Genomic DNA, 25891 nt, shown 5'->3' with positions numbered 1-25891 from the left:
ATCTTCCCGCGTGGTCGAGAGTGGTCCGTACGCGTGCCCGCATGGTCGGCGCCGGACGCGTAGGGCGGGGTGAACTTCCGGAAGCCGGTGTCCAACAGTGGACGTAAATCGGATATAGCACTCAATAAAGGGCAACAGTCCTCCGGCAGGATGCTGAGATGAGCCCAGAGACCGGCGACGAGCCGAATGAGTTACCGGAGGCCGCACGTGACCCATGACGTCTTCAACCAGGCTCACCCGCTCACCGGACACGACGTGTCCGCCGACGCCGCCCTGATGGACGGCGTGCAGCGCGAGGGGGCGGGATGGGCCACCGGGGAACTGCGCCGGCTCGGTCTTCTCGCCGGCTCGGAACAGGCCCAGGAGTGGGGAAGGCTCGCGAACGAGCACCCGCCCGTCCTGCGCACCCACGACCGCTACGGGAGGCGGATCGACGAGGTGGAGTTCCATCCCGCCTGGCACGAGCTGATGACCGTCGCCGTCGACAACGGCATGCACGCCACCCCGTGGGCGAGCGCCAGACCGGGCGCGCACGTGGCCCGCGCCGCCAAGTTCTACGTCTGGAGCCAGGTCGAGGCCGGACACGGCTGCCCGATCTCGATGACCTACGCCTCGATCGCCGCGCTGCGTCACAGCCCGGCGCTCGCCGCCGACTGGGAGCCACTGCTGGCCTCGCGGAGCTACGACTTCGGGCTGCGCCCGCCGCTCGGCAAGCGCGGCGTGCTCGCGGGAATGGCGATGACCGAGAAGCAGGGCGGCTCCGACGTTCGCGCGGGCACCACCCGCGCCGAACCGCTGGGCGACAGGAGCTACGCCCTGACCGGGCACAAGTGGTTCAGCTCCGCTCCGATGTGCGACGTGTTCCTCGTCCTCGCCCAGGCCCCCGGCGGGCTGTCGTGCTTCCTGCTCCCCCGCGTCCTTCCCGACGGCACCCGCAACGCCGTCCACCTGATGCGGCTGAAGGACAAGCTGGGCAACAGGTCCAACGCCAGCGCCGAGGTGGAGTACCACGGCGCGACGGCCTATCTGGTGGGCGAGGAGGGACGGGGATTGCGGACCATCCTGGAGATGGTCAACATGACCCGGCTGGACTGCGTGATCGGTTCGGCGGCCGGCATGCGGTACGGCGTCACGCAGGCCGTCCACCACACCCGGCACCGCGGGGCGTTCGGCAGGAAACTCGCCGACCAGCCGCTGATGCGCAACGTCCTGGCCGAACTCGCCCTGGAGTCGGAGGCGGCGACCGTCCTGATGACGCGGCTGGCCGGTGCCACCGACCGGGCCATCGCCGGCGACCAGGCCGAGGCCGCGCTGCGCCGCACCGCGCTGGCCGTGAGCAAGTACTGGATCTGCAAGCGCGCTCCGGCGCACGCGGCGGAGGCGCTGGAGTGCCTGGGAGGAAACGGCTACGTCGAGGAGTCGCAGATGCCCAGGTTGTTTCGTGAATCGCCGCTGAACGGCATCTGGGAGGGATCGGGGAACGTCGCGGCGCTCGACGTGCTGCGCGCCCTGGGCCGCGAGCCCGAGGCGCGGGAGGCGTTCTTCGCCGAGGTCGCGCTCGCCGCCGGCGCCGACCGGCACCTGGACGCCGCCGCCGACCGCCTGCGCAAGTCCCTGGACGACACCACCGACTTCGAGGTCCGCGCCCGGCGCGTCGCCGAGGACATGGCGCTGGTGCTGCAGGGCTCCCTGCTCGTGCGACTCGCCCCCGCGGCCGTCGCCGACGCCTTCTGCGTCTCCCGCCTGGCCGGGGACACCGGCCGCGCCTTCGGCACCCTGCCCGCCGGCCTGGATCTGGACGTCCTGCTCGACCGCGCCTCCTTCTGACCTCCGGTGCCCGGCCGTGTCCGGGGCGCGCCCCGGACACGGCCGGGCACCGGCGCCGAGTAGGGTCGGTCATGGCCAACGGTTCATGATCGAAAGGACAATCGCCATGGCGACGACACGTACCGCGACGACCCAGTGGAAGGGCGCGCTGCTCGACGGTTCCGGCAGCGTCTCCCTCGACTCCTCCGGGGTGGGCACGTTCGACGTGTCCTGGCCCTCGCGCGCCGAGCAGGCCAATGGTAAGACCTCTCCCGAGGAGCTCATCGCGGCCGCCCACTCCTCGTGCTTCTCGATGGCCCTCTCCCACGGGCTGGCCCAGGCGGGCACCCCGCCCCAGACCGTGGAGACGAAGGCCGACGTGACCTTCCAGCCGGGTGAGGGCATCACCGGGATCGTCATCTCGGTCCGCGCGCAGGTTCCCGGCCTCACGGCCGAGCAGTTCCAGGAGGCGGCCGAGACCGCCAAGGCCAACTGCCCGGTGAGCAAGGCCCTCTCGGGCACGACGATCAGCCTCAACGCCGAGCTGCTGAGCTGATCACAGCCGTACGCGCACGACGCCGATCACGGCCGTAGGCGCGCGATCGGGCTGACCGGGGACCGAACCGCTCCGGCCGGGCACTCACCCGGCCGGGCCTCCTTCAGCGGGCAACCGCCTCGAACCGGTCACCCTGAGTGGTCGGCGGCGGGCCGAGTACGACGTCTTCGCGGCCACGCGTGTCCCCGCCGGACACGCGTGGTCACAGACCATGCACAGAAACGGTAGGTACGGAAAGCACGCCAAACCCTGGATACGAAACTCCTCAATACCACCTTAAAGTGACAGAGGCGAGAACACCCTGCACAGGGGAGCCTTACCAGAGGAGAATAGGGTCACATGCGCGCAGTCTGGCCGGGAGAGTCTTATCCGCTCGGCGCCACCTGGGATGGCGTGGGTGCCAACTTCTCACTGTTCTCCGAGGTAGCGGAGCGTGTCGAGCTCTGCCTTTTCGGAGACGACGACCGCGAGGAGCGCGTCGAGCTGACCGAGGTCGACGGATTCGTCTGGCACGGCTACGTCCCGGGGATCATGCCGGGACAGCGGTACGGCTACCGGGTCCACGGTCCCTACAACCCCTCCCAGGGGCACCGGTGCAATCCTTCCAAGCTGCTCCTCGATCCCTACGCCAAGGCCGTCGAGGGCGACGTGAAGTGGAACGAGGCGATGTTCTCGTACCAGTTCACCGATCCGAGCAACCGCAACGACGAGGACACCGCCCCCTTCATGCCGAAGAACGTGGTGATCAACCCGTTCTTCGAGTGGGGCAACGACAGGTCGCCCCGGACCCCGTACCACCAGACCGTGATCTACGAGGCGCACGTGCGCGGGCTCACGATGCGCCACCCCGCGGTGCCCGAGGAGCAGCGCGGCACCTACGCGGGGCTGGGCCACCCGGCGGTCATCGACCACCTGCTGAGCCTGGGCGTCACCGCGGTGGAGCTGATGCCGGTGCACCAGTACGTCCCCGAGCACGCGATGGTCGCCAGAGGGCTGACCAACTACTGGGGTTACAACACGATCGCCTACCTCGCCCCGCACGCCGCCTACTCCGGCTCGGGCCAGCGCGGTGAGCAGGTGCTGGAGTTCAAGGCGATGGTGCGGGCGCTGCACGAGGCGGGCATCGAGGTCATCCTCGACGTGGTCTACAACCACACCGCCGAGGGTGATCACATGGGCCCCACGCTGGGCTTCCGCGGCATCGACAACCGGTCGTACTACCGGCTGCACGACGGCGACCGGCGCTACTACCTCGACTACACCGGCTGCGGGAACTCCCTCAACGTCCGCTCTCCGCACGCCCTCCAGCTGATCATGGACTCGCTGCGCTACTGGGTGCTGGAGATGCACGTGGACGGCTTCAGGTTCGACCTGGCCTCCGCCCTCGCCCGCGAGCTGCACGACGTCGACCGGCTGAGCGCCTTCTTCGACCTGATCCAGCAGGACCCGGTGATCTCCCAGGTGAAGCTGATCGCCGAACCGTGGGACGTGGGGCCGGGCGGCTACCAGGTGGGCAACTTCCCGCCGCTGTGGATGGAGTGGAACGGCAAGTACCGCGACAGCGTGCGCGACTTCTGGCGCGGGAGCGGGTCCGCGCTGCCCGAGTTCGCCTCCCGGCTGACCGGATCCGCCGACCTCTACGCCATCTCGGGGCGCCGCCCGGTGGCTTCCATCAACTTCGTCACCTGCCACGACGGGTTCACCCTGACCGACCTGGTCTCCTACGACCACAAGCACAACGAGGCCAACCTGGAGAACAACCGCGACGGCACCGACGACAACCGGTCGTGGAACTGCGGGGCCGAGGGCCCGGTGGAGGACCCGGAGATCGTGAACCTGCGCCGGCGCCAGCGCCGCAACCTCCTGGCCACCCTGTTCGTCTCCCAGGGTGTGCCGATGCTGCTGGCCGGCGACGAGTTCGGCAGGACCCAGCACGGCAACAACAACGCCTACTGCCAGGACAACGAGATCTCCTGGATCGACTGGTCACTCGCCAGAAACGAGGGAGACCTCCTCGACTTCGTCAGGAGCCTGTCCAAGCTGCGGCGAGAGCATCCCGTGTTCCAGCGGCGGCGCTTCTTCCACGGCCACAAGGCCGACGACGGGACCCGCGACATCGTCTGGCTCACCCCGGCAGGTGTGGAGATGTCGGCCGGTGACTGGCACACCGGTTACGCCAAGTCGCTCACCGTGTTCCTGAACGGCGACGCCATCACCGAACCGGACACGCGAGGCGAGCGGATCGTGGACGACTCGTTCCTGCTCCTGATCAACGCTCACCACGAGAACATGGCCTTCAGCCTCCCCGAGGCGAAGTACGGCAAGCGATGGCAGCACGTGCTGGACACCGCGGAGGACGGTCCTGACGCGTTTCCCTTCTCCGAGGGGTCCTGGCCGGCCGAGGCCTCGGTGGAGGTGACCGCGCGCTCGGTGCGGATCCTGCGCTGCGCGCGCCTGTAGGGATCCCTCAGGCGCCGATCACGACCAAGGGCGAGAACACCGGGCGGAAACGTCATTCGTGCCTCTTGGACAGCGGACGCCCTCAGAGCCCGGACTCTCAGGCACCGGACTCTCAAGCACCGGACGCAACCGCGGCGGTGAGCAGGACGAGCACGAACGTCACCACTCCCACGGCGCCGTGCAGCAGGACGGCGACCACGGGGAAGCGCTGCTCGGCGCCACGGGCGTGGCGGCCGGCGCCCAGCCAGCGGGTGAACATGGTGAAGCCCAGCAGCGAGGAGGCCGAGAGCACGCCGAACGACAGCCAGGCGAAGAACGGATCCAAGGTGACCACGTGGACGACCCAGCAGGCCAGGGCGGAGACCGCCAGGACCGGATGAGCGAAGATCAGCAATGTCGGAAAGCGGGTGACCTTGGTCGCCTGCTGACGTAGCCCTCCCCCGGAGAGCCACAGGTACAGCAGGTAGATCCCGGCCATCGCGGTGATCAACCATGTCACGATCGTGACAAGCCCCACACGACCCTCCCGTCTCTCCAAGGATGAATCATGTATCGGGAGTCATCCGAAGTCACTACAAGCCACCCCAACCGTTATCGACCATTCCGGGAAAGTTCACAGATCGCCTCCGTGCGAAGGTAGAGCCATGCGCCTCATCCATCCCGAGACCTCCGCCGAGGTCGATCTCGCGCGGGTCTACGCCTATCCGGACGACCCGTGCCTCAGGATCAACATGGTCGCCAGCGCCGACGGCGGGACCTGGCTGAAGGGTTTGTCCGGCGAGCTGTCCGGCAGGGGCGACCGCCAGGTCTTCTGGGTGCTGCGCGGGCTGGCCGACGTCGTCGTGGCCGGGGCGGCGACCGTACGGGCCGAGGGGTACGGCCCTGTACGGGCCAGGCCGTCGTGGCGAGGGCTGCGCGCGGGCCGCCCCGCGGTCCCGCCGGTGGCGGTGATCACCCGCGGGCTCGATCTCGACCTGTCGGGCCCGCTGTTCACCGACGCGGACCCCGAGGCGCGAACGATCGTCATCACCTGCGAGGCGGCCCCCAGGGAACGCCGCGAGGAGGCCGCCAGGAACGCCGACGTGGTCGTGGCCGGGGGCGAGCGGGTGGATCCGGCGCTGGCGGTGAGGGAACTCGCCGAACGCGGCCTGGGCCGGATGCTGTGCGAGGGCGGCCCGAGGGTGAACGCCCAGCTCGCCGCCGCGGACCTGGTCGACGAACTCTGTCTCACGGTGAGCCCGATACTGATCGGCGGAGACGCCGCCAGGGTCCTCGACGGCCCGTCCTCGCTCGCTCGCCTGCGCCTCGCCCACGTCCTGGAGGACGAGGGGTTCCTCTTCACCCGTTACGTCCGGCGACGTGACGAGGAGACCGGGGCCGCCTGAGACCCGACCCCCGCCGCGCCGAGGGCCCAGGGACGTCGAGGGCACCGGGGACACCGAGGATGCTGAGGACGCCGGAAACGCCGGGGAGACGCCGGGGACGCCAAGGACATCGGGGGCTCAGGGGCTCCCGTGACCTCGCCGAGGGGTTCGTAGGTCCACCAGGCCGGACCGGCATTCGCCTGGACTTCCCCACAGAGAAACGATATATCTCGAATATGCCACGAACCCCTTCCTCCGACGACGACCTGCGCGCCTCGCTTGAGGCCCGCAGGCACCTGGGGCCGGAATACGAAGACTCCCTCGTCGAGGGCTTCCTGGAGAAGATGGACCAGGAGATCGACAAACGGGTGGACGACCGGCTCGCCGCCCGCGCCCACCGGGAGAGCCCCGGAGTTCCCCCGTCCTTGGACGCCGGGCAGCGGCTCGCCCTGGCGATCATCTCCCTCGGGCTCGGGGTGCCGGGGACGGTCGCGGTGTCCTACACCGGCCTGAGCGAGTCAACCCTCGTGTTCATCCTGACGCTCATATGGGTCGGGATCATCGGCGTGAACGTGACGTTCGCCGCCGCACGGCGGCGCCGAGGCTGACCCTCGCCCCCGGTTCCCGCCGCGCTTCCGCGCCCGGCACGGTCGAGTCCGCTCGATCGCGCCGGGCTTTTTGATCTTTGTCACAAAGATCGAGAGATACCTGTGATGTTGTTGATTCTCCTGATTTACTCCTCATTCATAGACAGGAAACCAGGAGTCGCGCCACGGGGGTGCGGCACGCGTGACATCCAGGAGGCCGACGCACAGTGGTCGACGTCAACACAGAGGCCCTCAAGGCCGCCACCCAGAACCTGATCAGGGTCTTCCGGCCGATCGCGGAGCAGGTCAGCACCCTGGCCGAGAACACACGGCTCAGCTCCTACCAGTGGGGCGCCATCGGCGCGGTCACAGTGGCCAACAACTACACGCCGTCCCGTGAGTACCAGGCCAAGCAGGCCGCCGACTTCGTCAAATGCCTCGACGGCATCAACGCGGGGCTGCTCAGCGTGGTGCACCACTATCGGGAGGCCGAACTGGCGACCGCCATTCGCGCGCAGGACACGCTGAAGACGACCGACCTCCAGGGCAAGATCGCGCTGGACGTGGCCGACCTCGAAAGGGCGACGAAGGGCAAGGCCCTGGGGCCCACCGACTGAACAGGAAGGAGGCCCCATGGCGGGCGAAGAGGCTTTCACCGGTGCCATAGCCGGGGTCGCCACCATCGGTGGGATGAAGCTCCTGGGCACCTACGGCCCCGCGTGGGCCGCCACCCTGGCGAAGATCCAGCTGGCCGGGACGCTGGCCAAGCCCGCGGCGGGCGCGGCGGCCGTATGGCTGCTCGCCCAGCCGGGGGACGACCAGGCGATCACCGAGGCGTTCAACGACTGGCGCACGGTCAACCTGAAGCTCCTGCACCTGCGGACGAGGGAGTGGGACAACGAGGTCAAGGCGGTTCAGGCCGCCTGGCCCGAGGGCGAGGACCGCAAGGCCTTCGACAGGTTCATGGCGATCGTCTTCCAGGAGGTCCAGCAGCTGGAGACGGCCGCGTCGCAGATGGCCACCGCGGTGCAGGGTGCCCAGTCGGAGATCCATAAGATCGTCAACAACGCCGGGATGATCGTCGACAGCCTCCTGGGCATCATCATCGCCTCGGAGATCGTCGAGCTGATCGGCAAGCAGATGATGGCCTCGGCCGTACCGCCGGTCGCCGCGCAGGGCGCCACGTTGGTGGCGATAGCCAAGGCCACTCAGGAGTCGTCCGGGCTCCTGCTGATGGGCACGACGGTCAACGCGATCGTCGGCGCGACGGCGGCCGTCATCTTCAGCCTGGGCAACCTGACGGCACTGATGGGCGCGGACAACCAGTTCCCCCTGCCGCAGGCCAACCTCGACAGTGACGGCACGGACGGCAAGACGGACTTCGACGACATCGTGCGCAAGAGCGCGACCAGATCGCCGGGGGAAGGCTGGTCCTACACCTGATCGCGCACGCGGGGCGGGGGCACGTCATGCCCCCGCCCCGCGTCGTGTGCGACCGCGTCGGATCTCGTACCCGGCACGCGCGTCGACACGGACGCGACCCGGTGCCCTCGTCGCGCATCGCGTGAACGTCGGCGTCGCCGTGGACCCGGTGCGGGAGCCGCCTCAGACCTGGTACTTGTCGCGCATCTCCCGCAGGTTCCGCAGCGCCTCGGCGACCCGTGGATCCGCGGAGAGACCCCCCTCCGGGTCCAGGGTGGGCATCCGCCCCTGCAGCGCCTCACTGAACCCCGTCATGCCGCCGAGCAGGGGTGCCAGCACCTCGTCCATCCGGGCGGCCGCCATCTTCGAGGCCTCCCCCACGGCCTCCATGATCGCCTCCCCCAGCGCCTCCGAGCCCAGTCTCATCGCCCTGGGATTGATGTCGACGCCGAGCAGTGCCCCGCCGGGAGCGACCTCGACCTTCACCAGCCCGTCGGCCGCCTCGCCGTGGGCCCGCATCTCGGTCAGATCCTCACGCATCCGCTCGTAGCGCGCCGAGAGCTTGTCGAACCCCTCCGCCAGCTGGTCCACCTCAGGATTACCCGTCCGCCCGAAGCGGCCGTCAGCCGTGGTCATCCGAATCCTCCAGGAAACGACTCAAGATCAAAAATGCCATACGCACTCTAATGCCCCATATGGCGATAACGCGGGTAAACAGCCACCATCCGCCTCAAGGAAGCCATGCGAGGACGGACCCGAGCAGGCTCGGCGCTTTCCAGGGGGCGCCGTTCAGGTACGCACGGCCGACCAGCCGATGTGGGGTGCCGCGCGGGCGAGCAGGCTCGGCAGCGCGGGGTGAAGGCCGGTCGGTAGTTCGTCCTCGCCGAACCAGGTCAGGTTCCCGATGCGGTCCGGCTCCGACGGCGTGACCTCGCGCGGGTCGACCAGCACTGCGAACTGGACGGACACCCAGTGGGTCGACACGTCTCCCGAGGTCCGCCTCACGTTGGCCACCCCCACCTGGACCAGGCCCAGGGCGGTGGCACCGAACTCCTCCCCCACCTCGCGCCGCACACACTCCTCGAAGTCCTCGCCGAAACCGAGTTCGCCCGCCCCGGAGTCCCACACCTCGCGGCTGTCTCTCGCCTTGGGGCCGCGCAGGTGAAGAAGGACGCGTCCCTCGCCGTCGTGGCAGACGAAGCTGCAGCTGACCCCGATGTGGGAGCGGCCCGCCGGGCGGGGGTCGACGGGTGCCGTACTGTTGTCGCGGTCGCTCAAGGGAGTCCGTCCTGGGCAGGGGAGGCGCGGGCGGTCGCCCGCCGGTCAGCAACCACCGTAGATCAACCGGCACCCGGGACACACCGCGCGCATCTCCCTCGGGAGCGCCCTCACAGGCGGCGAGCCGGGAACGACGGGCGAAACGGGTGGTCCGCCCCGGAGCCGCCGCGGCGGCGGGACCGGGCACTCGACGGGACGGACCGCATGATCATCTGTCGTACCCACCGACGTCCAGACGCTGGCGCGCCGCCCGGACGGTGGCATCATGGCCGATCCGCAGAGCGTGGAACGGCCGGCAGATGATCTCCCCCTCAGCGGGAAGGTGAAACACCCTCCACATACCTAAAGACGCCAAAACGGCCACAAAAGGATGCTTCGCCCTTCAAGATTTTTCCGGGCGCGCACGACACACGGGAGGCGTCGCCGGACGTACCCCTTCCCGACCGCCCCCGGCCCCGGATCTCCTTCCTCCGCCCGCTCCGGCGACCGCATAGGCTGGTGGAATGGACAAGGTGGTAAAGAGCGACGCCGAGTGGCGCGTCCAGCTCTCTCCCGAGGAGTTCCGCGTGCTCCGCCAGGCGGGGACCGAGCGCGCCTTCACCGGGGAGTACGTCGACACCAAGACGGTGGGCGTCTACAGCTGCCGCGCCTGCGGCACCGAACTGTTCCGGTCCGATACCAAATTCGACAGCCACTGCGGCTGGCCGAGCTTCTACGAGCCATCGAAGTCCGAGGCGGTGACCCTGATCGAGGATCGCTCGATGGGCATGACCCGCGTCGAGGTCAGGTGCGCGACCTGCGACTCGCATCTCGGCCACGTGTTCCACGGCGAGGGTTACGGCACCCCCACCGACGACCGATACTGCATCAACTCCGTCTCGCTGAGACTGGAGCCAGTCGAGTAAGCTACCGGCTCACACCCGTGAAGGCCTCTCCGGAGCACACCTCCGGTGGGGCCTTCAACGCGATCGGACAGTCATGTCGCTCCGTCCGGAAGGTTAACGAGCCGCCAGGAGGGGCAGAGCGAGACAACCCATGGTATTCATGATTTCGCTTAGTGTGATCGTCTAAGGAGTCCTCGTGCATCTCCGCCACAAATGGGAGATCATCGAGACCATCGGCCGGGTGGTCACCCAGCGCTGCTCGATCTGCGGCAGGACCCGGGTCCGGGTGACCCCGGTGGCGCGCCGCGTCGACTATCGCGGACTCGGATAGGTGAGGCGGCAGTCGGGGTCGTCAGGGCCGAGGACGTTGGCCAGGACCGGATTGCCGTTCTCCCCGAACTCGGCCTGGACGAAGACCACGGGGCTGGGCACGCCGAGCTCTCCGACGAGATAGTCGACACCCGCCTCACAGAGCTTGATCGCCTGCTTCGAGTTACTCGCACTCTCCGGCAGGTCCGTATATATCCGCAGATAGCCGCCGACCATTCGGATGTCCTTGACCCGCTTGGTCGCCTTACGGCTCTCGAAGTAGGCCACCGCCTTCTTGTCGGTGTGCTTGGACGGCCCCGAGGCCTCGGCCTCCCTGTCTTTCTGCCGCTTCTTCTCGGCTTTGGACCGCTTCGCGGTCTCCTCCTCGCTCTTCGCCCCCTTCCCGTCCACCTCGGCGGCCACCACCGCGCCCGACACGGGGGACCGCGGCGGTGCGGCGTGGGGAACGGCACTCGGGACCGGCGCCGGGGCCGCCCCGCCCGCCGGGGCCTGATCACCGGAAAACCACCCGCTCACCGCGAGAACCCCCACGGCGAAGGCGGTGACGGCCGCCGAGACCTCAAGAACGCGTGAGCGAGACTTCTTTCTCCGGCGCCCCCGAGCACGTCGCCTGGATCGTGCCAGATCTTCGCCCCTCTTCACCTTTGGCCTCACATAGACGGGTGATTTTCCCCGAGTATGACAAAGCCAAGGGACGGTAAAGAGACCTTCAGAGGATTATTTTCCGCCGGGTCGTCACAGGAGACACTTCCCTCACCTCACGAAACTTCCGAACCTCGCGGGTTTCGAGAGGTTTACGGAGTGTGCCGGCGACGCCTCCCCTGCGCCGCCGGGTCGCAGCCCCGCGGCGAGGGGGAGACGCGGAGGCTACGGCAGCGCCGCGATCAGTTCGCTCGTCGGCTTGCGGACCCCCGTGTAGAAGGGCGTCTCCTCGCGGGTGTGCCGCCGGGCCTCGGCGCCTCGCAGGACGCGCATCAGGTCGACGATGCGGTGCAACTCGTCGGCCTCGAAGGCCAGCATCCACTCGTAGTCGTTCAGCGAGAAGCAGGCGACGGTGTTGGCCCGCACGTCGGGGTAGTCGCGGGCCATCCTGCCGTGCTCGGCGAGCATCCGGCGGCGGTCGGCGTCGTCCAGGAGATACCACTCCAGGGAACGCACGAACGGGTAGACGCTCACGTACGCCCGCGGCTCCTCCTCGGCCAGGAAGGCCGGGATGTGTGACTTGTTGAACTCGGCCGGGCGGTGCAGCGCCATGGCCGACCAGACCGGCTCGGCCAGCTGTCCCAGGCCGGTGCGGCGGAAGCGCGAGTAGGTCTCCTGCAGGTCCTCCGCCGTCGGAGCGTGCCACCAGAACATGAAGTCGGCGTCGGCGCGGAAACCCGCCACGTCGTACAGGCCGCGGGTGACCACGTCCTTGCGCCCCATCTGGGCCATGAGCTCCTCGACCTCGGCGGCCATGCCCTCCCGGTGGCCCGGACAGCGCTCCTTCATCCTGAAGACCGACCACATCGTGTAGCGGATCACCTGGTTCAGGTCGCGCGCCTTGGGGCGCGGGTTAGCGTCCGTCATCGTCACCCCTTTGTCAACGAATCGGTGCTGTCCCGCCATTCTCTCGCGGGATCGAGGTGGTCGAGAATCCGGGCCGCCGCAGTACGGGCGGTGGCGACGCAGGCGGGAATGCCGAGACCGTCGTAGGCGGCACCGCACAGGGCCAGGCCGGGCTGGTCCGCCGCGGCCGACCGGATGCGGGCCACCCGGTCGAGGTGGCCCACCTCGTACTGCGGCAGAGACCCTCCCCACCGGGTCACCCGCGAGTCGCGGGGCAGCCCGCGCACGCCCATGACCTCGACCATCTCGGCGATCGCCAGCGCGACCAGCTCCGCGTCGTCGCGCTGCAGCACGCTCTCCTCACCGATCCTGCCGATCGAGCAGCGCAGCAGGACCAGACCGGAATCGCTCTCGGTCAGATGCGGCCACTTGACCGAGCTGAACGTGGTGGCCTTGATCGGCCGCCCGTCGACGGCCGGGACCAGGTAGCCGCTGCCGGTCGGCAGGGAGGGGAACGCCTCGCGCGGGTAGGCGAGAGTGACGATGGCCATACTGGCGTACTCGATCCTGGCCAGCTCCGCGGCGGCCCGGGGCACCTCCCCGGCGAGCAGGCGGCTCGCCGCGGGGGCGGGAACGGCGATGATCACCGCGTCGGCCTCGACGGTCTCCGGGGCGGGGACGGGTCCGGTGACCAGCAGCCAGCCGTCCTCGGTCCGCCGCAGCTCCCTGACCGTGACGCCGGTCCTGATCTCGGCCCCCGAGGCGGCGGCGACGGCCTCGGGCAGGCTGCCCATCCCTCGCCTCAGGGTGGTGAAGACGGGGCCGGCGTCCTTGGGGGTGTCGGCGACGATCTCCCTGGTCGCGGCGAGCAGTGACCGATCCGACCTGGCAGCGATCGCGATCCTCGGCATGGTCGCGTCCAGCGACAGCCGCTCGGCCCGGCCCGCGTAGACGCCGCCGAGCAGCGGTTCGACGAGCCGGTCGACCACCTCCTCGCCCATCCTGGCCCGGATGTACGCCGCGACCGACACGTCGGTGGTGACGCGCGTGGCCGGAAGGATGTGGTCCAGGGGCACCCGGGCGAGGCCCGCCGGGCTCAGGATGCCCGACCTGGCCAGCGCGAGGACGTCGGAGGGAACGCCCATGACGTGGCCCTCCGGCATGGGCCGCAGCGACCCCCTGGTCAGGATGCCCGCCTTGACGGTGCCGGGAGACATCAGCTCGTCGCCCAGCCCGGCCAGCCCGGCCAGCTCCTTGCCCTCGGGCCGCCGGGCGAGCATCGCCTCGGCACCCGCGTCCATCATGACTCCCGCCACCTCGGTGGCGTGGAGCTTGCCACCGATCCGCGAGGCGCCGTCGAGAACGGTCACCCTGAGGTGCTCGCCGCGCCCTCGCAGGTGCCACGCGGCGGCCAGCCCGGCGATCCCGCCGCCGACGACCACCACATGCCTCCGCTTGCCTTCCATGACTCCCGACCGTATCGCCCCCTCCCCGCGCCCGCGTATCCCGCTCACGCCCCCGGTACCTCCGTGACCCGGCGGCGCGAAGAACGTGACGCCATCGTGACTGCCCGCGTCGAACCGCCTCACCGCGCCGGGCGTCAGGAGGTTCATGAGATCAGTGAGCAGAATCCGGTGTGGTCCGCGCCTGGCCGCCCCCCTGGTGGTCCTGGCGCTGTTGGTGTCCGCCTGCGGAGGGGGGGTCGAGTCGCAGAGCGCGTCCGACGCCGTGGCACCCGCCGCCGGCTCCGGCGCGCGGGGGGACGTCCAGGTCGGCGAGGCGGCCCCGCAGGACGCCTCGGGCAGGGACACCGCCCCGAAGAACGAGGCCCAGAAGACCGCCCAGGTGAAGGTCGTCCCGCAGGACCGGGCCATCATCTACACGGCGGAGATGACGGTCAGGGCCAAGGACGTCACCGCCGCCGCCGAGCGGGCACGGCAGATCGTCACCGCCGCGGGCGGCTACCTGGCCATGGAGAGGTCGGACGCCCACTCCGGCGGCGAGGGCTCCGCGACGCTGGTCTTCAAGATCCCGCCGGGGAACTATCCCGGCGCGCTCGACCGGCTGGGCAAGGATCTGGGCACGCGCGAGTCGCTGCAGCAGAACACCGAGGACGTCACCGAGCAGGTGGCCGACGTGGAGAGCCGGCTGAAGTCGGCGAGGGCCGCGCTCGACTCGCTGCGCACGCTGCTGAAGCGGGCCAACACCATCGGCGAGGTGCTTGAGGTGGAGCGGGAGGTCTCCAACCGCGAGAGCGAGCTGGAGTCCCTGCAGGCGAGGCAGAAGACCCTCGCCTCACAGACGAGCGTGGCGACGCTGACGCTGAACCTGGTCGGCCCCGCGACGGTGGTTCCGCAGGAGGATGACGAGCCGTCCGGTTTCCTCGGCGGCCTGCGGACGGGGTGGAGCGCCTTCGTCACCGCCGTCAAGGTCGGCCTGACGCTCCTGGGCGTGCTGCTCCCCTGGCTCGTCCTCATCGGCCTGGTCTGGCTCGCGGTGGCCCTCCTGCGCCGCGGACGGCGCTCAGGACGTGGCGGCGGGCCGCTCGACCCCTCCCCCGCGGCCGCCGAGCCGGACCGCTACGACGAGGCGGAGGACGACGAGAACGCAGAGGAGAGCGAGGGCGAAGGGCCCGTTCCCATGAGCCCAGGGAGGGGAGGCGCCCCCGGGTGAACGCCCGGGGCGCGCGGGCCGGGCACCCGATCGCCCGCGATGGGGCGTCTGCGGTCGGGGACCCGGGTCCGGTCAGCGGGCCGAGGTCTCGTGGACGAAGTCGGTGAGGCGGGCCAGCTGGTCGGGGTCGGTGCCGGGCAGCACTCCGTGGCCCAGGTTGAACACGTGGCCCTCGGTCTCGGCCGCGCGGGCGAGGATCTCGCCCGCGCGGCGCTCGACGACCTTCCAGGGGGCGAGCAGGATCGCCGGATCCAGATTGCCCTGCAGCGCCTTGCCGGGGCCGACCCGTGAGGCGGCCTCGTCGAGCGGGACCCGCCAGTCGACGCCCACGACGTCGGCCCCCGCCTGGCCGAGCAGGCCGAGCAGCTCGCCGGTGCCGACACCGAAGTGGATGCGCGGGACGTCCAGGTCTGCCAGGCCCTCGAAGATCCGGCTGGTGTAGGGGAGGACGAACTCGCGGTAGTCGTCGGGTGACACCGCGCCGACCCAGGAGTCGAAGAGCTGGACGGCGGAGGCCCCGGCGGCGAGCTGCACGCGCAGGAAACCCAGGGTGATCTGGGTCAGCCGGTCCATGAGGGCGTGCCACAGCTCCGGCTCGCCGTACATCATGGCCTTGGTGTGGTCGTGGTTCTTGGAGGGGCCGCCCTCGATGAGGTAGGAGGCCAGCGTGAACGGCGCTCCCGCGAACCCGATGAGGGGGGTCGCGCCCAGCTCCTTCGTCAGCGCCTGGACGGCCTCGGTGACGTAGGAGACGTCGTCCGGCTCGATCGGCCGCAGCGCCTCGGCCGCCTCGGCGTCCCTGATCGGCGCGGCCACCACCGGTCCGATGCCCGGCTTGATGTCGAGGTCGATGCCGATCGCCTTGAGCGGGACCACGATGTCACTGAAGAGGATGGCCGCGTCCACGCCGTAGCGGCGGACCGGCTGCATCGTGATCTCCACGACCAGCTCGGGGGTGGCGCAGGCCGTGAGCATCGGCACTCCCTCGCGAAGCGCCCGATATTCGGGCAGCGAGCGACCGGCCTGGCGCATGAACCACACCGGCGTGTGAGGAACGGGCCGGCGGCGGCAGGCGCGCAGGAAAGCGGAGTCGACGAGCTCGGAAGTCACCCCACCAGGGTGCCATGCCGACAGACCGCTCGGCTCACCAAGGCCCTCGGCCGATGAGTTCAATACGAAATCACCGACTATTCAATGAGATCGCACGTCACACCCCACAGACACTGTCAAGCGATGACAACGATCGCGTCTTACCGGTTTTGAGAGCTTCGTCCACTGAAATCCGATGTTGACACGCGGCAGGTGACAACAGGCGGAGCGAGGCGATCATGTTTCCGGGTACAGTTCCTCTCATCGGCGATCCTGGCCCGGCCCTCGGCTGGTCCAAATGTTCGCCAAGTCACCGCGCGGCATCGATTCCCGCACCACTTTGGGGACACGCCGAGCACGCTGCGCGGAAATGTCGGCGCGACGTGCCAACGTCGGACCACGACCCGACGAAAGGCCCGTGCGATGTCCACCATGTGGAGTTCACCCGAACGTCGCGGTGAGCACCGTGCCTCCTGCGCCCGCGGGCGGGGTCCCCAGCAACGATCCCATCCCCGCGGTCACGACCGGGGCGAGCGTCACAAATGGGCCGGCACGGAACGGGTCCGCGCCGGGCGCGGTCACGAGCTCCTCCCGGAAGTTCCCGTCGGCGGGCTCACCCTCGCCCCTCGCAGGCCGTCGGCAACGGCTTGATCGGTTTCAATGGCTCCTATACGCACCCCAGTGGTCCCCATGCGATCAGTTTCGACCTACGCTTCCGATATGACCGTCGGTGACGCGCCGCCCGCTCCCGCCGCCTTCAGGCGCGCGGTGGCGAGCATGCACCCCGCGGAGGTCAGGCCCGAGATCGAGCTGGAGGACATCCCGGCCCCGCAGCGCCTGGCCCCCTACTCGGCCGCGATCGGCGCGTCGGTGTACCGCGACGACGACGAGCTCGCCGTCGGCCGCCTCATCGTGCTCTTCGACCCCGACGGCCAACGCGGCTGGGACGGCCAGTTCAGGCTCGTCGCCTACGTGCGAGCCGACATGGAGCCGGAGATCACCGAAGACCCGCTGCTCGGACCCGTCGCGTGGAGCTGGCTCACCGAGTCGCTCGACGCCCACGGCGCCGACTACGCCGCCGCCGGAGGCACCGTCACCCGGGCGGTCTCCGAGGGATTCGGCAACAAGGCCGAAGACCCGGTGACCACGGAGCTGGAGCTGCGCGCATCCTGGTCGCCGCTGCAGGAGGACCTCTCCGGCCATGTCGCCGCCTGGTGCGACCTGATGTGCCTTGCCGCGGGCATGCCACCCCTGCCACCCGACGTGGCGGCACTGCCGCGCCGTCGCGAAGATCCGGAGCCCTTCAGAACGTGACCGATGAGACGACCGTAGTCCCGCTGCTGGAACCTCGTGAGGGAATCCCACCCGTCGTCGAGGACCCGGCGGCTCTCGCGCGCGTGGTGCGCGCCTTCGCCGAGGGCACAGGCCCCGTCGCCGTCGACGCCGAGCGCGCCTCCGGCTACCGCTACAGCGGCCGCGCCTATCTCGTCCAGCTGCGCCGCGCCGGCGCGGGAAGCGCCCTGATCGACCCCATCCGCTGTCCCGACCTGTCGGAGCTCGACGCGGCGCTCGCCGACGCGGAGGTGGTGCTGCACGCGGCCTCCCAGGACCTGCCGTGCCTGGCGGAGGTGGGCTTCCACCCGCGAGAGCTGTTCGACACCGAGCTGGCCGGTCGGCTGCTCGGCCACGAGCGGGTCGGGCTCGGCCTGATGGTCGAGAACGTCCTCGGATTCAGGCTGGAGAAGGGCCACTCGGCCGCCGACTGGTCCACCCGCCCCCTGCCGGAGGACTGGCTGCGCTACGCCGCCCTCGACGTCGAGGTCCTGATCGAGCTCCGCGATGCCCTGCACGAGGAGCTGATCTCCAGCGGCAAGCTGGCGTGGGCACGGGAGGAGTTCGCCGCCGTGCTCGCGCACAAGGCCCCCGCCCCGCGCTCCGACCCGTGGCGGCGCACCTCGGGGATCCACAAGGTCCGCTCGCTGCGCGGGCTGGCGGTGGTACGGGAGCTGTGGACACTCCGCGACGAGCTCGCCCGTCAGTCCGACGTCGCTCCCGGCCGGGTCCTGCCCGACTCGGCGATCGTGACAGCCGCGCTGGAGCTGCCCCGCACCACCAAGGCGCTCACCGACATCCCCCCGTTCACCGGCCGCAGCGCCCGGCGGCACCTGCGCGACTGGCTGGCCGCGATCGGCACCGCCCGCTCGCTGCCCGACTCGGAGCTGCCGCAGCCCAGCGCCCCCGGCGACGGGCCGCCGCCGGCCAACCGGTGGATGGACCGCGACCCGGTGGCCGCCCGCCGGCTCGCCGCCGCCAGGGCCGTGGTGGCCGCGCTCGCCGACGAGCACCACATGCCCGCGGAGAACCTGATCCAGCCCGACGCGATACGCCGCCTGACCTGGGAACCACCCCCGGTCATCAACGACGAGAGCGTAGTCGCCCGACTGCGCGAGCTGGGTGCCAGGGAGTGGCAGATCGGGCTGACGGCGCACCCGATCGCCAAGGCCCTGCTCCGCTTGGAGATCAAGGGCCAGGCGTGAGGCCTCCGCCCTTTACAAAGTAGATTACTTCCCGTTCCATCCCCGGGACCGGGGATCCGGGCCGGACACGTCCGCCCCGGCCCGGATCCCCGGTCCCGGGAACGCTCCAGACCGACTCAGTTCCGGCAGGTCACGGAAAGACGCTCCGCCTCGTCGCTCTCGTCACCGGCCGGCTCCGGCCGCACGTAGGGGATGGCGCACCACACCGTCCGGCCCAGCCCGCGACCGTGCTCGCGGGTCCCCCAGCGTCCACCCGAGAGCCGGTCGACGATGAGCAGGCCCCGACCGCGTCTGGCCTCGAAAGGCCGGTGCCACGAGATGTGCGGCATGCGGGAGGCGGAGCCGGGGTCGGAGACCTCGACGTGGACGGAGTCGTGGGTGGCGGTCAGGGTGAGGCCGATCAGGTCGTCCACCAGGCCGCGGTCGGCATGCTCCACGGCGTTCGCCAGCAACTCGGAGACCACCTGGACGACATCGGACAGCAGGACGTGGTCAGGACCGAGGGCCTCACGCGTCTCATGGCGTGCCCGTCCGACCGATTCATAGGCGCTGTCCAGAAATACCTCCGTGAGTTTTCCCGTCTTCATGCCCGAAGCCCTCCACCTGGTTTCACGAATCGCCGTCTTCACATCCACCTTCGCGGGGAATCCCTTCGAAGAACGACTACCCTTCGTGTGCGGCTCGACACGTGACGGCCCCGCGCTTTCGGGCGTTTTCCGCGCGGCCGTCGAATAACCCGGGGCATTCACCCGCACCGGTCTCGATGTCGCCCTTTCATGAGGAATGTGATCCGATATGGAGTTCGGCGGACATTCGGTGCCACGGAATATCACGTAACCAAGATGATCACCCTCCTCGCGACGTCACGACTCCGAGGGCCGGGCACCCCACCGCCACCGCCCCCGGAGGACGCGGGGACACCGGCCCCGGGCGGCACGGGGACGTCACGGGGACGGCGGGGCGGCGGGGCGGCGGGGCGGGAGGCTCAGCAGGTCGCGAGCATGCTCTGCAGGGCGCTCTTCTCCGAGCTCTGCAGGGTCAGCTTCCAGTAGTACTTCACCTGGATCCACGCCCTGGCGTAGGTGCAGTTGAAGCTCGCCAGCGGCGGCCGCCACGTCGAGGGGTCCTGGTCGCCCTTGGCCTGGTTGACGTTGTCGGTCACCGCCCACAGTTCGGGCCCGCCCAGATCGTTCGCGTAGTCCTGGCGCTGCGCGCTGGTCCACGCATAGGCGCCCGAACGCCACGCCTCGGCCAGCGGCACCATGTGGTCGATGTCGACGTCACTCGCGGCGGTCCAGGTGGCGCCGTCGAACGGGGAGTACCACCGGCCGGAGGTGGCCGCGCAACCGGAGTCGACGACCACTCCCGTACCGTCCCTTTTGAGGACCGTCTCCCGGGTGTTGCAGGAGCCGCTGATGGTGATCCAGTGGTTGAACAACGACCGGCTGTAGGAGGACTGGTTCGTCTCCGCGGCGACGGTGAGCGTCGCGAGCCTGCTCGCGGCGGTGGCCGCGGAGGGAATGTTGGGCGGGGTCGCCGACGCCGCCCCTGTCGTCAGGGAGCTTGCCAGGGAGACGGTGAGGAGAATCGGCGTGAGGGCAGCGGAAATCGCGGTGACGACTCGTTTCACGAGTGGCCCCTTCTGTCGCTCCATCTCGGCCAGTCGGGGGGCCTGGGCACGGCGAGAGGAGGACAGACGGAACGTCTCAACTCATGACAAATACGGAAATGTCATGCTTTGACGACGAGTCAGGACGCGCTTGGTCGGATACTGCCCTGATGCACGCTCGGACGCGTTTCATCTGCGATGACGTGGAACGCGGAAAACGCGAGGCTCTCTTTCACCCGCCTTTTCTCGCGAACGCGCTGTAAAGATCTCGTGAACGCCGGAATATCTCCGGGAAACGCCGGGAACCCTCCGATCCGGACCTCAGGACCACCTCGACGAGCTCACCCCGGCCCCGGCCGGCGTTCCCGCTCCGTAGCCCCGAGGAGCACGGGCCGACATCCCGCCCATCCGGACGTCTCCCGGCGCTTGCCGCAGGTGGGACGGCTGTCGTACGGTGGAAAGGAAAGCGCTTTCCTCAGAGGTCGGAGAAAGATGTCCCCGCAAAGCATCGGTGTGGTGATGAACGGCGTCACAGGCCGCATGGGCTACCGCCAGCACCTGGTCCGCTCTGTCCTGGCGATCAACGAGCAGGGCGGCGTGACCCTGTCGGGCGGCGAGAGGGTCCTGCTCAGACCGGTGCTGGTGGGCCGCAACGCCGAGAAGTTACAGAGGCTGGCCGAGGAGCACGGCATCGAGTCCTGGACCACCGACCTCGACGCCGCCCTCGGCGACGACGCCAACCTGATCTATTTCGACGCCCAGGTCACCCAGGCCCGCGTGAAGGCCGTGCTCGCGGCGATCGAGGCGGGCAAGCACGTCTACGCGGAGAAGCCGACCGCCGAGACGTACGAGGACGCGCTGGCGCTCGCCGAGGCCGCGACCGCCAGGGGCGTGAAGAACGGCGTCGTGCAGGACAAGCTCTTCCTTCCGGGCCTGCTCAAGCTAAGGCGCCTGATCGACGGCGGCTTCTTCGGCAGGATCCTGTCGGTGCGCGGCGAATTCGGCTACTGGGTGTTCGAGGGCGACTGGCAGGAGGCGCAGCGCCCGTCGTGGAACTACCGCTCCGAGGACGGCGGCGGCATCGTCCTCGACATGTTCCCGCACTGGGCCTACGTGCTGGAGAACCTGTTCGGCCGGGTCACCTCGGTCTACGCCCAGGCGGTCACCCACATCCCCGAGCGGGTGGACGAGCGGGGCGAGACCTATCGGGCCACCGCCGACGACGCCGCCTACGGGGTGTTCGAGCTGGAGGGCGGGATCATCGCGCAGATCAACTCCTCCTGGAACGTGAGGGTGAACCGCGAAGAACTGGTGGAGTTCCAGGTCGACGGCACGCACGGCAGCGCCGTCGCCGGCCTGCGCGACTGCCGGATCCAGCACCGCGCCGCCACTCCCAAGCCGGTGTGGAACCCCGACCTGCCCGCCACCGCCCGTTTCAGGGACGGCTGGCAGGAGGTGCCGGACAACACGGAGTTCGACAACGGCTTCAAGATCCAGTGGGAGCGGTTCGTCCGCCACGTGGCCGAGGACGCGCCCTTCCCCTACGACTTCGCCTCGGGAGCGCGCGGCGTCCGCCTCGCCGAGCTGGGCCTGCGCTCCTCCGCGGAGGGCCGCCGCCTGCCGGTGGAGCCATGATGGCCGCACCGAGGATCGCGCTGCCCGGCGGGGAGCACACCCTGCGCGAGCCGGTCACCTGGACCAGACCCGCGGGCCCCGCCGTGAGCCGCGTCGTCTACGCCGCCGCTCACGTGGTCGCCGATCCCCTCGGCGACAACACCCCGGGCTCCCCCGCCGCCGTCGACTGGGACGCCACCCTGCGTTTTCGCCACCATCTGTGGTCGTACGGGCTGCGCGTCGCCGACGCCATGGACACCGCCCAGCGCAACATGGGGCTCGACTGGACGGCCACCCGCGAGCTGATCCGGCGCAGCGCCACCGAGGCGAAGGCCTTCGGCGACCCGGCGGAACTGGTGGCCTGCGGCGCGGGCACCGACCAGGCCCCGCACGCCCGGACCCTGGACGAGATCGTGGCGGCCTACACCGAGCAGATCGAGACCGTGCGGGACGCGGGCGCCGGGGTCATCGTGATGGCGAGTCGTCGGCTGGCCGCGCTCGCGCGGAGTCCTGAGGACTACCACCGGGTCTACGGCGAGCTGCTCTCCGGGGTCGACCGCCCGGTGATCCTGCACTGGCTGGGCGAGATGTTCGACCCGAACCTGGCGGGCTACTGGGGCTCGCGCGACGTGGCCGAGGCGACCGCGTCGTTCCTCTCCCTGATCCGCGACCACGCTGCGAAGGTGGACGGGGTCAAGGTCTCGCTGCTGGACGCCGAGCACGAGATCGAGTTGCGCGCGGCACTGCCCGAGGGCGTACGGCTCTACACCGGCGACGACTTCAACTACCCCTCGCTGATCGCGTCGGGCAGCCACGCGCTGCTGGGGATCTTCGACGCGATCGCCCCCGCCGCCGCCGCGGCTCTGGAGGCACTCGACGCGGGCGACCTGCGACGATACGACGAGATCATGGAGCCCACGGTCCCGCTCTCGCGGAAGATCTTCGAGGCGCCGACGTACAACTACAAGACGGGCATCGTCTTCATGGCGTGGCTCAACGGCCACCAGGACGCCTTCAGCATGGTCAACGGCGCTCAGGCGGCCAGATCCCTGCCCCACCTGGCCGAGGTGTTCCGGCTGGCCGACCGGGCCGGGCTGCTGGCCGATCCCGAGCTGGCGGTCTCCCGGATGCGCTCCCTGCTGGCGGTGAACGGCCTGTGATCGCGCGAACGAGCCGTCTCTCGCTGAACCAGTGGACCACGAAACGGTGGTCGGTGGCCGAAGCCGTCGACGGGTGCGTGCGGCACGGTGTCGAGGCCATCGGCCTGTGGCGGCAGGACGTCGCCGCGGCGGGTCTGGAGGAGGCCGTGAAGCTCGTCGCGGACGCCGGGCTGCGGGTGTCGTCGCTGTGCCGGGGCGGTTTCCTCACCTCGGGCGGGCAGAAGGCCCTGGACGACAACCGCAGGGCGATCGACGAGGCAGCGGCGCTGAACGCCGCCTGCCTGGTCATGGTGGTCGGCGGCCTGCCCGGCGTGGTGCCCGGCGAGCCGCTCGGCACGATCTCCCGTGACCTGCCCGCGGCGCGGGAGCGGGTCGCCGAGGCACTGGCCGTGCTGGCACCGTACGCGGGCGAACGCGGGGTGAGGCTCGCCCTCGAACCGCTGCACCCGATGTACTGCGCCGACCGGGCCGTGCTGTCCACCCTCGCCCAGGCACTCGACCTCGCCGAGGCGCACCCCTCGGAACAGGTGGGCGTCGTCGTCGACACCTTCCACGTGTGGTGGGACCCGCGGGTGCTTGAGCAGATCGCGAGGGCCTCGGACCGGATCGCGAGCTACCAGGTGTGCGACTTCCTGTCGCCGCTCCCGGCCGACGTGCTGCTCGGTCGGGGGATCATGGGCGAGGGCGTCATCGACTTCGCCCCGATGACCCGGGCGGTGGCCGAGGCGGGCTACACGGGGGACGTCGAGGTCGAGATCTTCAACGCCGAGGTGTGGGCGGCCGACCCTGACGAGATCCTGTCCAGGGTGAAGGCCGCCTTCTCCGAGTTCGTCGAGGGATGACGGGTGCTCTCCCGCCATGATGTTTCCGTGCGGAGGACCGTTCCAGTGGGAGGAAAACGTATTCGCCGAGCCCGGATTACCGCTTCACGTTGGAGTGACGTGTCAGGTACTCGTACGGTAGGGGTATGACGACCGCAGAAAGCGAAGCCCGCCCCGCCATACAGCGGCCGCCGGAACACGTGATGGCCGTACTGGAGGCGATCAGGGAGTGGGAGACCGCCAACCCCGACTCCGCCCCCTCAGGCCAGGGAGAGGCGATTCTCTGGGCACTGGGAAAGCGGGAGCAGGCGCCGATCAGCGGTCGTCCCTCCTCGGGATCCCCGCCCACCCTCGCCGAGGCGCGCGCCGAGATCGACGCCGCCGAGCGAGTTCCGCGCGAGGGCCGGGTCCTGCCGGCCGACGGGGTGATCAGCACCCTGAACTGGTTGATCGGCGCCAAGGACGGCCTGCCCATCCCCGGCCGCCGCTCCTCGGAGGGCTGGGGGCACCTGGTCGGCGGGCGCGGGGTGATCCTGCGCACCGAGGCCGAGATCGCCGCCGTCGCCGAGCTGGCCCGCCAGGGCCGGCCCAACGCTGCGGGCGAGTGGGAGAAGGAGTGGTGCGCGGGCACCGCCGCCGTGTGCGAATGGGTGCTCGGCACCCGCAGGAAGTCCCCGGTCCGCAACACGCCTCGCCCCATGCACGGACCGACCGGCCTCAACCTCGGCATGGAGGAGAGCGCGGCCGAGGACGTGTCCCGGCAGCTCGGCCGGGGGCGCCAGCACTCTCCCGGATACGGTGACGGGGTCATCAGGACGATCCGCTGGCTGCGCGGGCAGATCATGGTCCCGCCGATCAACGAGCAGGGAAACCCCGTTCCCGGCATGCGCTGACCCTCCTCCCCGGCGTCCCCTCTTTACCGCGTTCCCCTGTGACACACGATCGGCCCGGACCACCCCAGGGGTGTCCGGGCCGCCTGTCGTGTCACCCCTGGCCGTGGCCGCCTGTCGTGTCATCCCAGACCCCGGCCGTCTGTCATGTCATCCCAGGCCGCGGCTGCTCTCCCGGAGGATCACCTCGCCGACCACGGCCTCGGCCCTGACCTCCTCGGACGGGCCGAGGGCGAGCTCCAGCGCACGGGCGCCCATGTCGGCGAGCGGCAGCCGCACCGTGGACAGCGAGGGAACCAGGTCGCGCAGGGTGGAGATGTCGTCGAACCCGGCCACGGACATGTCCTCGGGCACCCGGACGCCCCGGTCTCTGAAGGAGGCGAGGGCGCCCACCGCCATCACGTCGTTGACGGCGAAGACGCACGTGACCCCGGAGGTCCGGGTGGCCGCCGCGTAGCCGCCCTCCCGGTCGAAGGTGCCGTGCAGGACGCGCGGCGCGGGCAGGCCGAGCTCCTCCAGCGCGCCGGTGAAGCCCTCCACCCTGTCCCTGGGCGCGATCAGCCAGTCGGGCCCGGCGAGTATCGCGAAGTTCCTGTGTCCCAGCCCGGCGAGAGCGCGGGCCAGCTCGGCGGCGCCCCGGCGGTTGTCCGGCACCACCGTGTCGACGCCGAGCAGGTCCTGACCCACGCAGGCGACCCGGCCCCCGGACTCCCGGTAGCGGTCGAGCTCCGCCCGGAGCCTCTGGGTCGTCCGCGGGTCGGTGACCCGGGAGCCGACGAGCAGCACGGCACGGACCCGCTGGGCGTTGAGCGTCGAGACGTAGGCGATCTCCCGCTCGGGATCGCGGTGGGTGGTGCCGATCATGACCATGAGCCCCTGGCTCTCGGCGACCCGCATCGCCCCGTCGGCGATCGCGGCGAAGTAGGGGTCGGTGAGGTCGTGGACGACCAGGCCGATCACGTTGCTCGCGCCCCTGGCGAGGGTCTGCGCGGCCACGTTGGTGCGGTATCCCAGCTCGGCGGCGGCCAGCTCCACCTTGGCCCGCAGGGGTGCGCCCACCTGCCGGGTGCTGCCGTTGAGCACCCGCGACGCCGTGGCGAGCGAGACGCCCGCGTGCCGGGCGACATCCTCAAGCGTGACCACCGACAACCTCCTGGAAAGCGTTTTCCAAAGTCTGTCAGAGTTATCCCCGCCCCGCACCCCGGACACGGGCCCGCGAGGTGGGGCGTGAGCCCGCACACTCCTGGGGACAACTTACCCACC

Annotated in this window: 26 protein-coding genes; 16 read left to right on the top strand and 10 right to left on the bottom strand. The window is 70.0% G+C overall.

Annotation, left to right across the window (positions count from 1 at the left end; translation table 11 throughout):
* The first annotated feature begins 207 nt into the window (after positions 1-207).
* From ACIBH4_RS00970 to glgX, 3 genes are all read left to right on the top strand, one after another.
* A complete protein-coding gene (locus ACIBH4_RS00970) occupies positions 208-1827 on the top strand; it encodes an isovaleryl-CoA dehydrogenase (RefSeq protein WP_362508697.1) in 1620 nt (539 codons plus the stop codon).
* 106 nt (positions 1828-1933) lie between these two features.
* A complete protein-coding gene (locus ACIBH4_RS00965) occupies positions 1934-2362 on the top strand; it encodes an OsmC family protein (protein WP_329083919.1) in 429 nt (142 codons plus the stop codon).
* A 339-nt stretch (positions 2363-2701) separates the two neighbouring features.
* Positions 2702-4822 (top strand): glycogen debranching protein GlgX, encoded by a 2121-nt coding sequence (gene glgX, locus ACIBH4_RS00960; RefSeq protein ID WP_362508700.1) that lies wholly within the window; start codon positions 2702-2704, stop codon positions 4820-4822.
* 112 nt (positions 4823-4934) lie between these two features.
* Here glgX and ACIBH4_RS00955 read toward each other — a convergent pair whose 3' ends face one another.
* Positions 4935-5321 (bottom strand): hypothetical protein, encoded by a 387-nt coding sequence (locus ACIBH4_RS00955; RefSeq protein ID WP_362508703.1) that lies wholly within the window; start codon positions 5319-5321, stop codon positions 4935-4937.
* Positions 5322-5466: 145 nt separating this feature from the next.
* Here ACIBH4_RS00955 and ACIBH4_RS00950 point away from each other — a divergent pair, with 145 nt between their 5' ends.
* The 4 genes from ACIBH4_RS00950 to ACIBH4_RS00935 all read left to right on the top strand — a co-directional run bounded on the left by ACIBH4_RS00950 (position 5467) and on the right by ACIBH4_RS00935 (position 8216).
* Positions 5467-6207, top strand: coding sequence for a pyrimidine reductase family protein (locus ACIBH4_RS00950; protein ID WP_362508706.1), 741 nt, complete (start codon positions 5467-5469; stop codon positions 6205-6207).
* Between the two features lie 215 nt (positions 6208-6422).
* Positions 6423-6794, top strand: coding sequence for a hypothetical protein (locus ACIBH4_RS00945; protein ID WP_362508709.1), 372 nt, complete (start codon positions 6423-6425; stop codon positions 6792-6794).
* 206 nt (positions 6795-7000) lie between these two features.
* Positions 7001-7390, top strand: a complete 390-nt coding sequence (locus ACIBH4_RS00940; protein ID WP_362508711.1) for a hypothetical protein — start codon at positions 7001-7003, stop codon at positions 7388-7390.
* A gap of 16 nt (positions 7391-7406) precedes the next feature.
* On the top strand, positions 7407-8216 hold the full coding sequence (locus tag ACIBH4_RS00935) for a hypothetical protein (RefSeq protein WP_362508714.1): 810 nt from the start codon (positions 7407-7409) through the stop codon (positions 8214-8216).
* 162 nt (positions 8217-8378) lie between these two features.
* Here ACIBH4_RS00935 and ACIBH4_RS00930 read toward each other — a convergent pair whose 3' ends face one another.
* Together ACIBH4_RS00930 and ACIBH4_RS00925 are read right to left on the bottom strand one after the other, a co-directional pair.
* Positions 8379-8831 (bottom strand): YbaB/EbfC family nucleoid-associated protein, encoded by a 453-nt coding sequence (locus ACIBH4_RS00930; RefSeq protein WP_362767751.1) that lies wholly within the window; start codon positions 8829-8831, stop codon positions 8379-8381.
* Positions 8832-8984: 153 nt separating this feature from the next.
* Positions 8985-9473, bottom strand: coding sequence for an NUDIX domain-containing protein (locus tag ACIBH4_RS00925; RefSeq protein ID WP_362508717.1), 489 nt, complete (start codon positions 9471-9473; stop codon positions 8985-8987).
* A gap of 503 nt (positions 9474-9976) precedes the next feature.
* Between ACIBH4_RS00925 and msrB the strand changes: the two genes are divergently transcribed.
* Together msrB and ACIBH4_RS00915 are read left to right on the top strand one after the other, a co-directional pair.
* A complete protein-coding gene (gene msrB / locus ACIBH4_RS00920; RefSeq protein ID WP_362508721.1) occupies positions 9977-10378 on the top strand; it encodes a peptide-methionine (R)-S-oxide reductase MsrB in 402 nt (133 codons plus the stop codon).
* Positions 10379-10553: 175 nt separating this feature from the next.
* Positions 10554-10688: a hypothetical protein gene (locus ACIBH4_RS00915; RefSeq protein WP_362508724.1), complete on the top strand. Its 135-nt coding sequence runs from the start codon at positions 10554-10556 to the stop codon at positions 10686-10688.
* Here ACIBH4_RS00915 and ACIBH4_RS00910 read toward each other — a convergent pair.
* From ACIBH4_RS00910 to hemG, 3 genes are all read right to left on the bottom strand, one after another.
* The gene (locus ACIBH4_RS00910) at positions 10670-11203 is read right to left on the bottom strand and encodes a hypothetical protein (RefSeq protein ID WP_362508727.1); all 534 of its coding nucleotides are present in this window, start codon (positions 11201-11203) and stop codon (positions 10670-10672) included. The genes ACIBH4_RS00915 and ACIBH4_RS00910 overlap by 19 nt on opposite strands.
* A 351-nt stretch (positions 11204-11554) precedes the next feature.
* Positions 11555-12256 (bottom strand): hydrogen peroxide-dependent heme synthase, encoded by a 702-nt coding sequence (hemQ, locus tag ACIBH4_RS00905; protein ID WP_362508730.1) that lies wholly within the window; start codon positions 12254-12256, stop codon positions 11555-11557.
* Positions 12257-12258: 2 nt separating this feature from the next.
* On the bottom strand, positions 12259-13701 hold the full coding sequence (hemG, locus tag ACIBH4_RS00900) for a protoporphyrinogen oxidase (RefSeq protein WP_362767748.1): 1443 nt from the start codon (positions 13699-13701) through the stop codon (positions 12259-12261).
* A 154-nt stretch (positions 13702-13855) separates the two neighbouring features.
* Between hemG and ACIBH4_RS00895 the strand changes: the two genes are divergently transcribed.
* On the top strand, positions 13856-14908 hold the full coding sequence (locus ACIBH4_RS00895) for a DUF4349 domain-containing protein (RefSeq protein ID WP_362508736.1): 1053 nt from the start codon (positions 13856-13858) through the stop codon (positions 14906-14908).
* Between the two features lie 72 nt (positions 14909-14980).
* Here the strand turns inward: ACIBH4_RS00895 and hemE are convergent, their stop codons facing one another.
* Positions 14981-16018, bottom strand: coding sequence for a uroporphyrinogen decarboxylase (gene hemE, locus ACIBH4_RS00890; RefSeq protein WP_362767745.1), 1038 nt, complete (start codon positions 16016-16018; stop codon positions 14981-14983).
* Positions 16019-16717: 699 nt separating this feature from the next.
* Here hemE and ACIBH4_RS00885 point away from each other — a divergent pair.
* Positions 16718-17311 carry a DUF3000 domain-containing protein gene (locus tag ACIBH4_RS00885; RefSeq protein WP_362508742.1) on the top strand — a complete coding sequence of 198 codons (594 nt, stop codon included), beginning with the start codon at positions 16718-16720 and terminating at the stop codon, positions 17309-17311.
* Positions 17308-18534: an HRDC domain-containing protein gene (locus ACIBH4_RS00880; protein ID WP_362508745.1), complete on the top strand. Its 1227-nt coding sequence runs from the start codon at positions 17308-17310 to the stop codon at positions 18532-18534. Before ACIBH4_RS00885 ends, ACIBH4_RS00880 begins: the two co-directional genes overlap by 4 nt.
* Positions 18535-18650: 116 nt before the next feature.
* Here the strand turns inward: ACIBH4_RS00880 and ACIBH4_RS00875 are convergent, their stop codons facing one another.
* Together ACIBH4_RS00875 and ACIBH4_RS00870 are read right to left on the bottom strand one after the other, a co-directional pair.
* Complete coding sequence (locus ACIBH4_RS00875; protein WP_362508748.1) at positions 18651-19121, bottom strand: ATP-binding protein; 471 nt, start codon at positions 19119-19121, stop codon at positions 18651-18653.
* 398 nt (positions 19122-19519) lie between these two features.
* Positions 19520-20164: an HNH endonuclease family protein gene (locus tag ACIBH4_RS00870; protein ID WP_362508751.1), complete on the bottom strand. Its 645-nt coding sequence runs from the start codon at positions 20162-20164 to the stop codon at positions 19520-19522.
* A 471-nt stretch (positions 20165-20635) separates the two neighbouring features.
* On the opposite strand from ACIBH4_RS00870, the gene ACIBH4_RS00865 reads away from it, so the two are divergent.
* From ACIBH4_RS00865 to ACIBH4_RS00850, 4 genes are all read left to right on the top strand, one after another.
* Positions 20636-21778, top strand: coding sequence for a Gfo/Idh/MocA family oxidoreductase (locus ACIBH4_RS00865; protein ID WP_362508754.1), 1143 nt, complete (start codon positions 20636-20638; stop codon positions 21776-21778).
* Entirely contained in the window at positions 21778-22917 is a 1140-nt protein-coding gene (locus ACIBH4_RS00860) for a dihydrodipicolinate synthase family protein (protein WP_362767742.1), read from the top strand. The genes ACIBH4_RS00865 and ACIBH4_RS00860 overlap by 1 nt, the downstream gene beginning before the upstream one ends.
* On the top strand, positions 22914-23759 hold the full coding sequence (locus ACIBH4_RS00855; protein WP_362508760.1) for a sugar phosphate isomerase/epimerase: 846 nt from the start codon (positions 22914-22916) through the stop codon (positions 23757-23759). The genes ACIBH4_RS00860 and ACIBH4_RS00855 overlap by 4 nt, the downstream gene beginning before the upstream one ends.
* 125 nt (positions 23760-23884) lie before the next feature.
* Entirely contained in the window at positions 23885-24631 is a 747-nt protein-coding gene (locus ACIBH4_RS00850; protein WP_362508763.1) for a hypothetical protein, read from the top strand.
* Between the two features lie 147 nt (positions 24632-24778).
* On the opposite strand, the gene ACIBH4_RS00845 is transcribed toward ACIBH4_RS00850, so the two are convergent.
* The gene (locus ACIBH4_RS00845; protein WP_362508766.1) at positions 24779-25771 is read right to left on the bottom strand and encodes a LacI family DNA-binding transcriptional regulator; all 993 of its coding nucleotides are present in this window, start codon (positions 25769-25771) and stop codon (positions 24779-24781) included.
* Positions 25772-25891: the final 120 nt, after the last annotated feature.

This window comes from Streptosporangium sp. NPDC050284 (assembly GCF_044459525.1).
Taxonomy (GTDB): domain Bacteria; phylum Actinomycetota; class Actinomycetes; order Streptosporangiales; family Streptosporangiaceae; genus Streptosporangium.
This window is presented reverse-complemented; position numbering and strand designations above follow the sequence as displayed.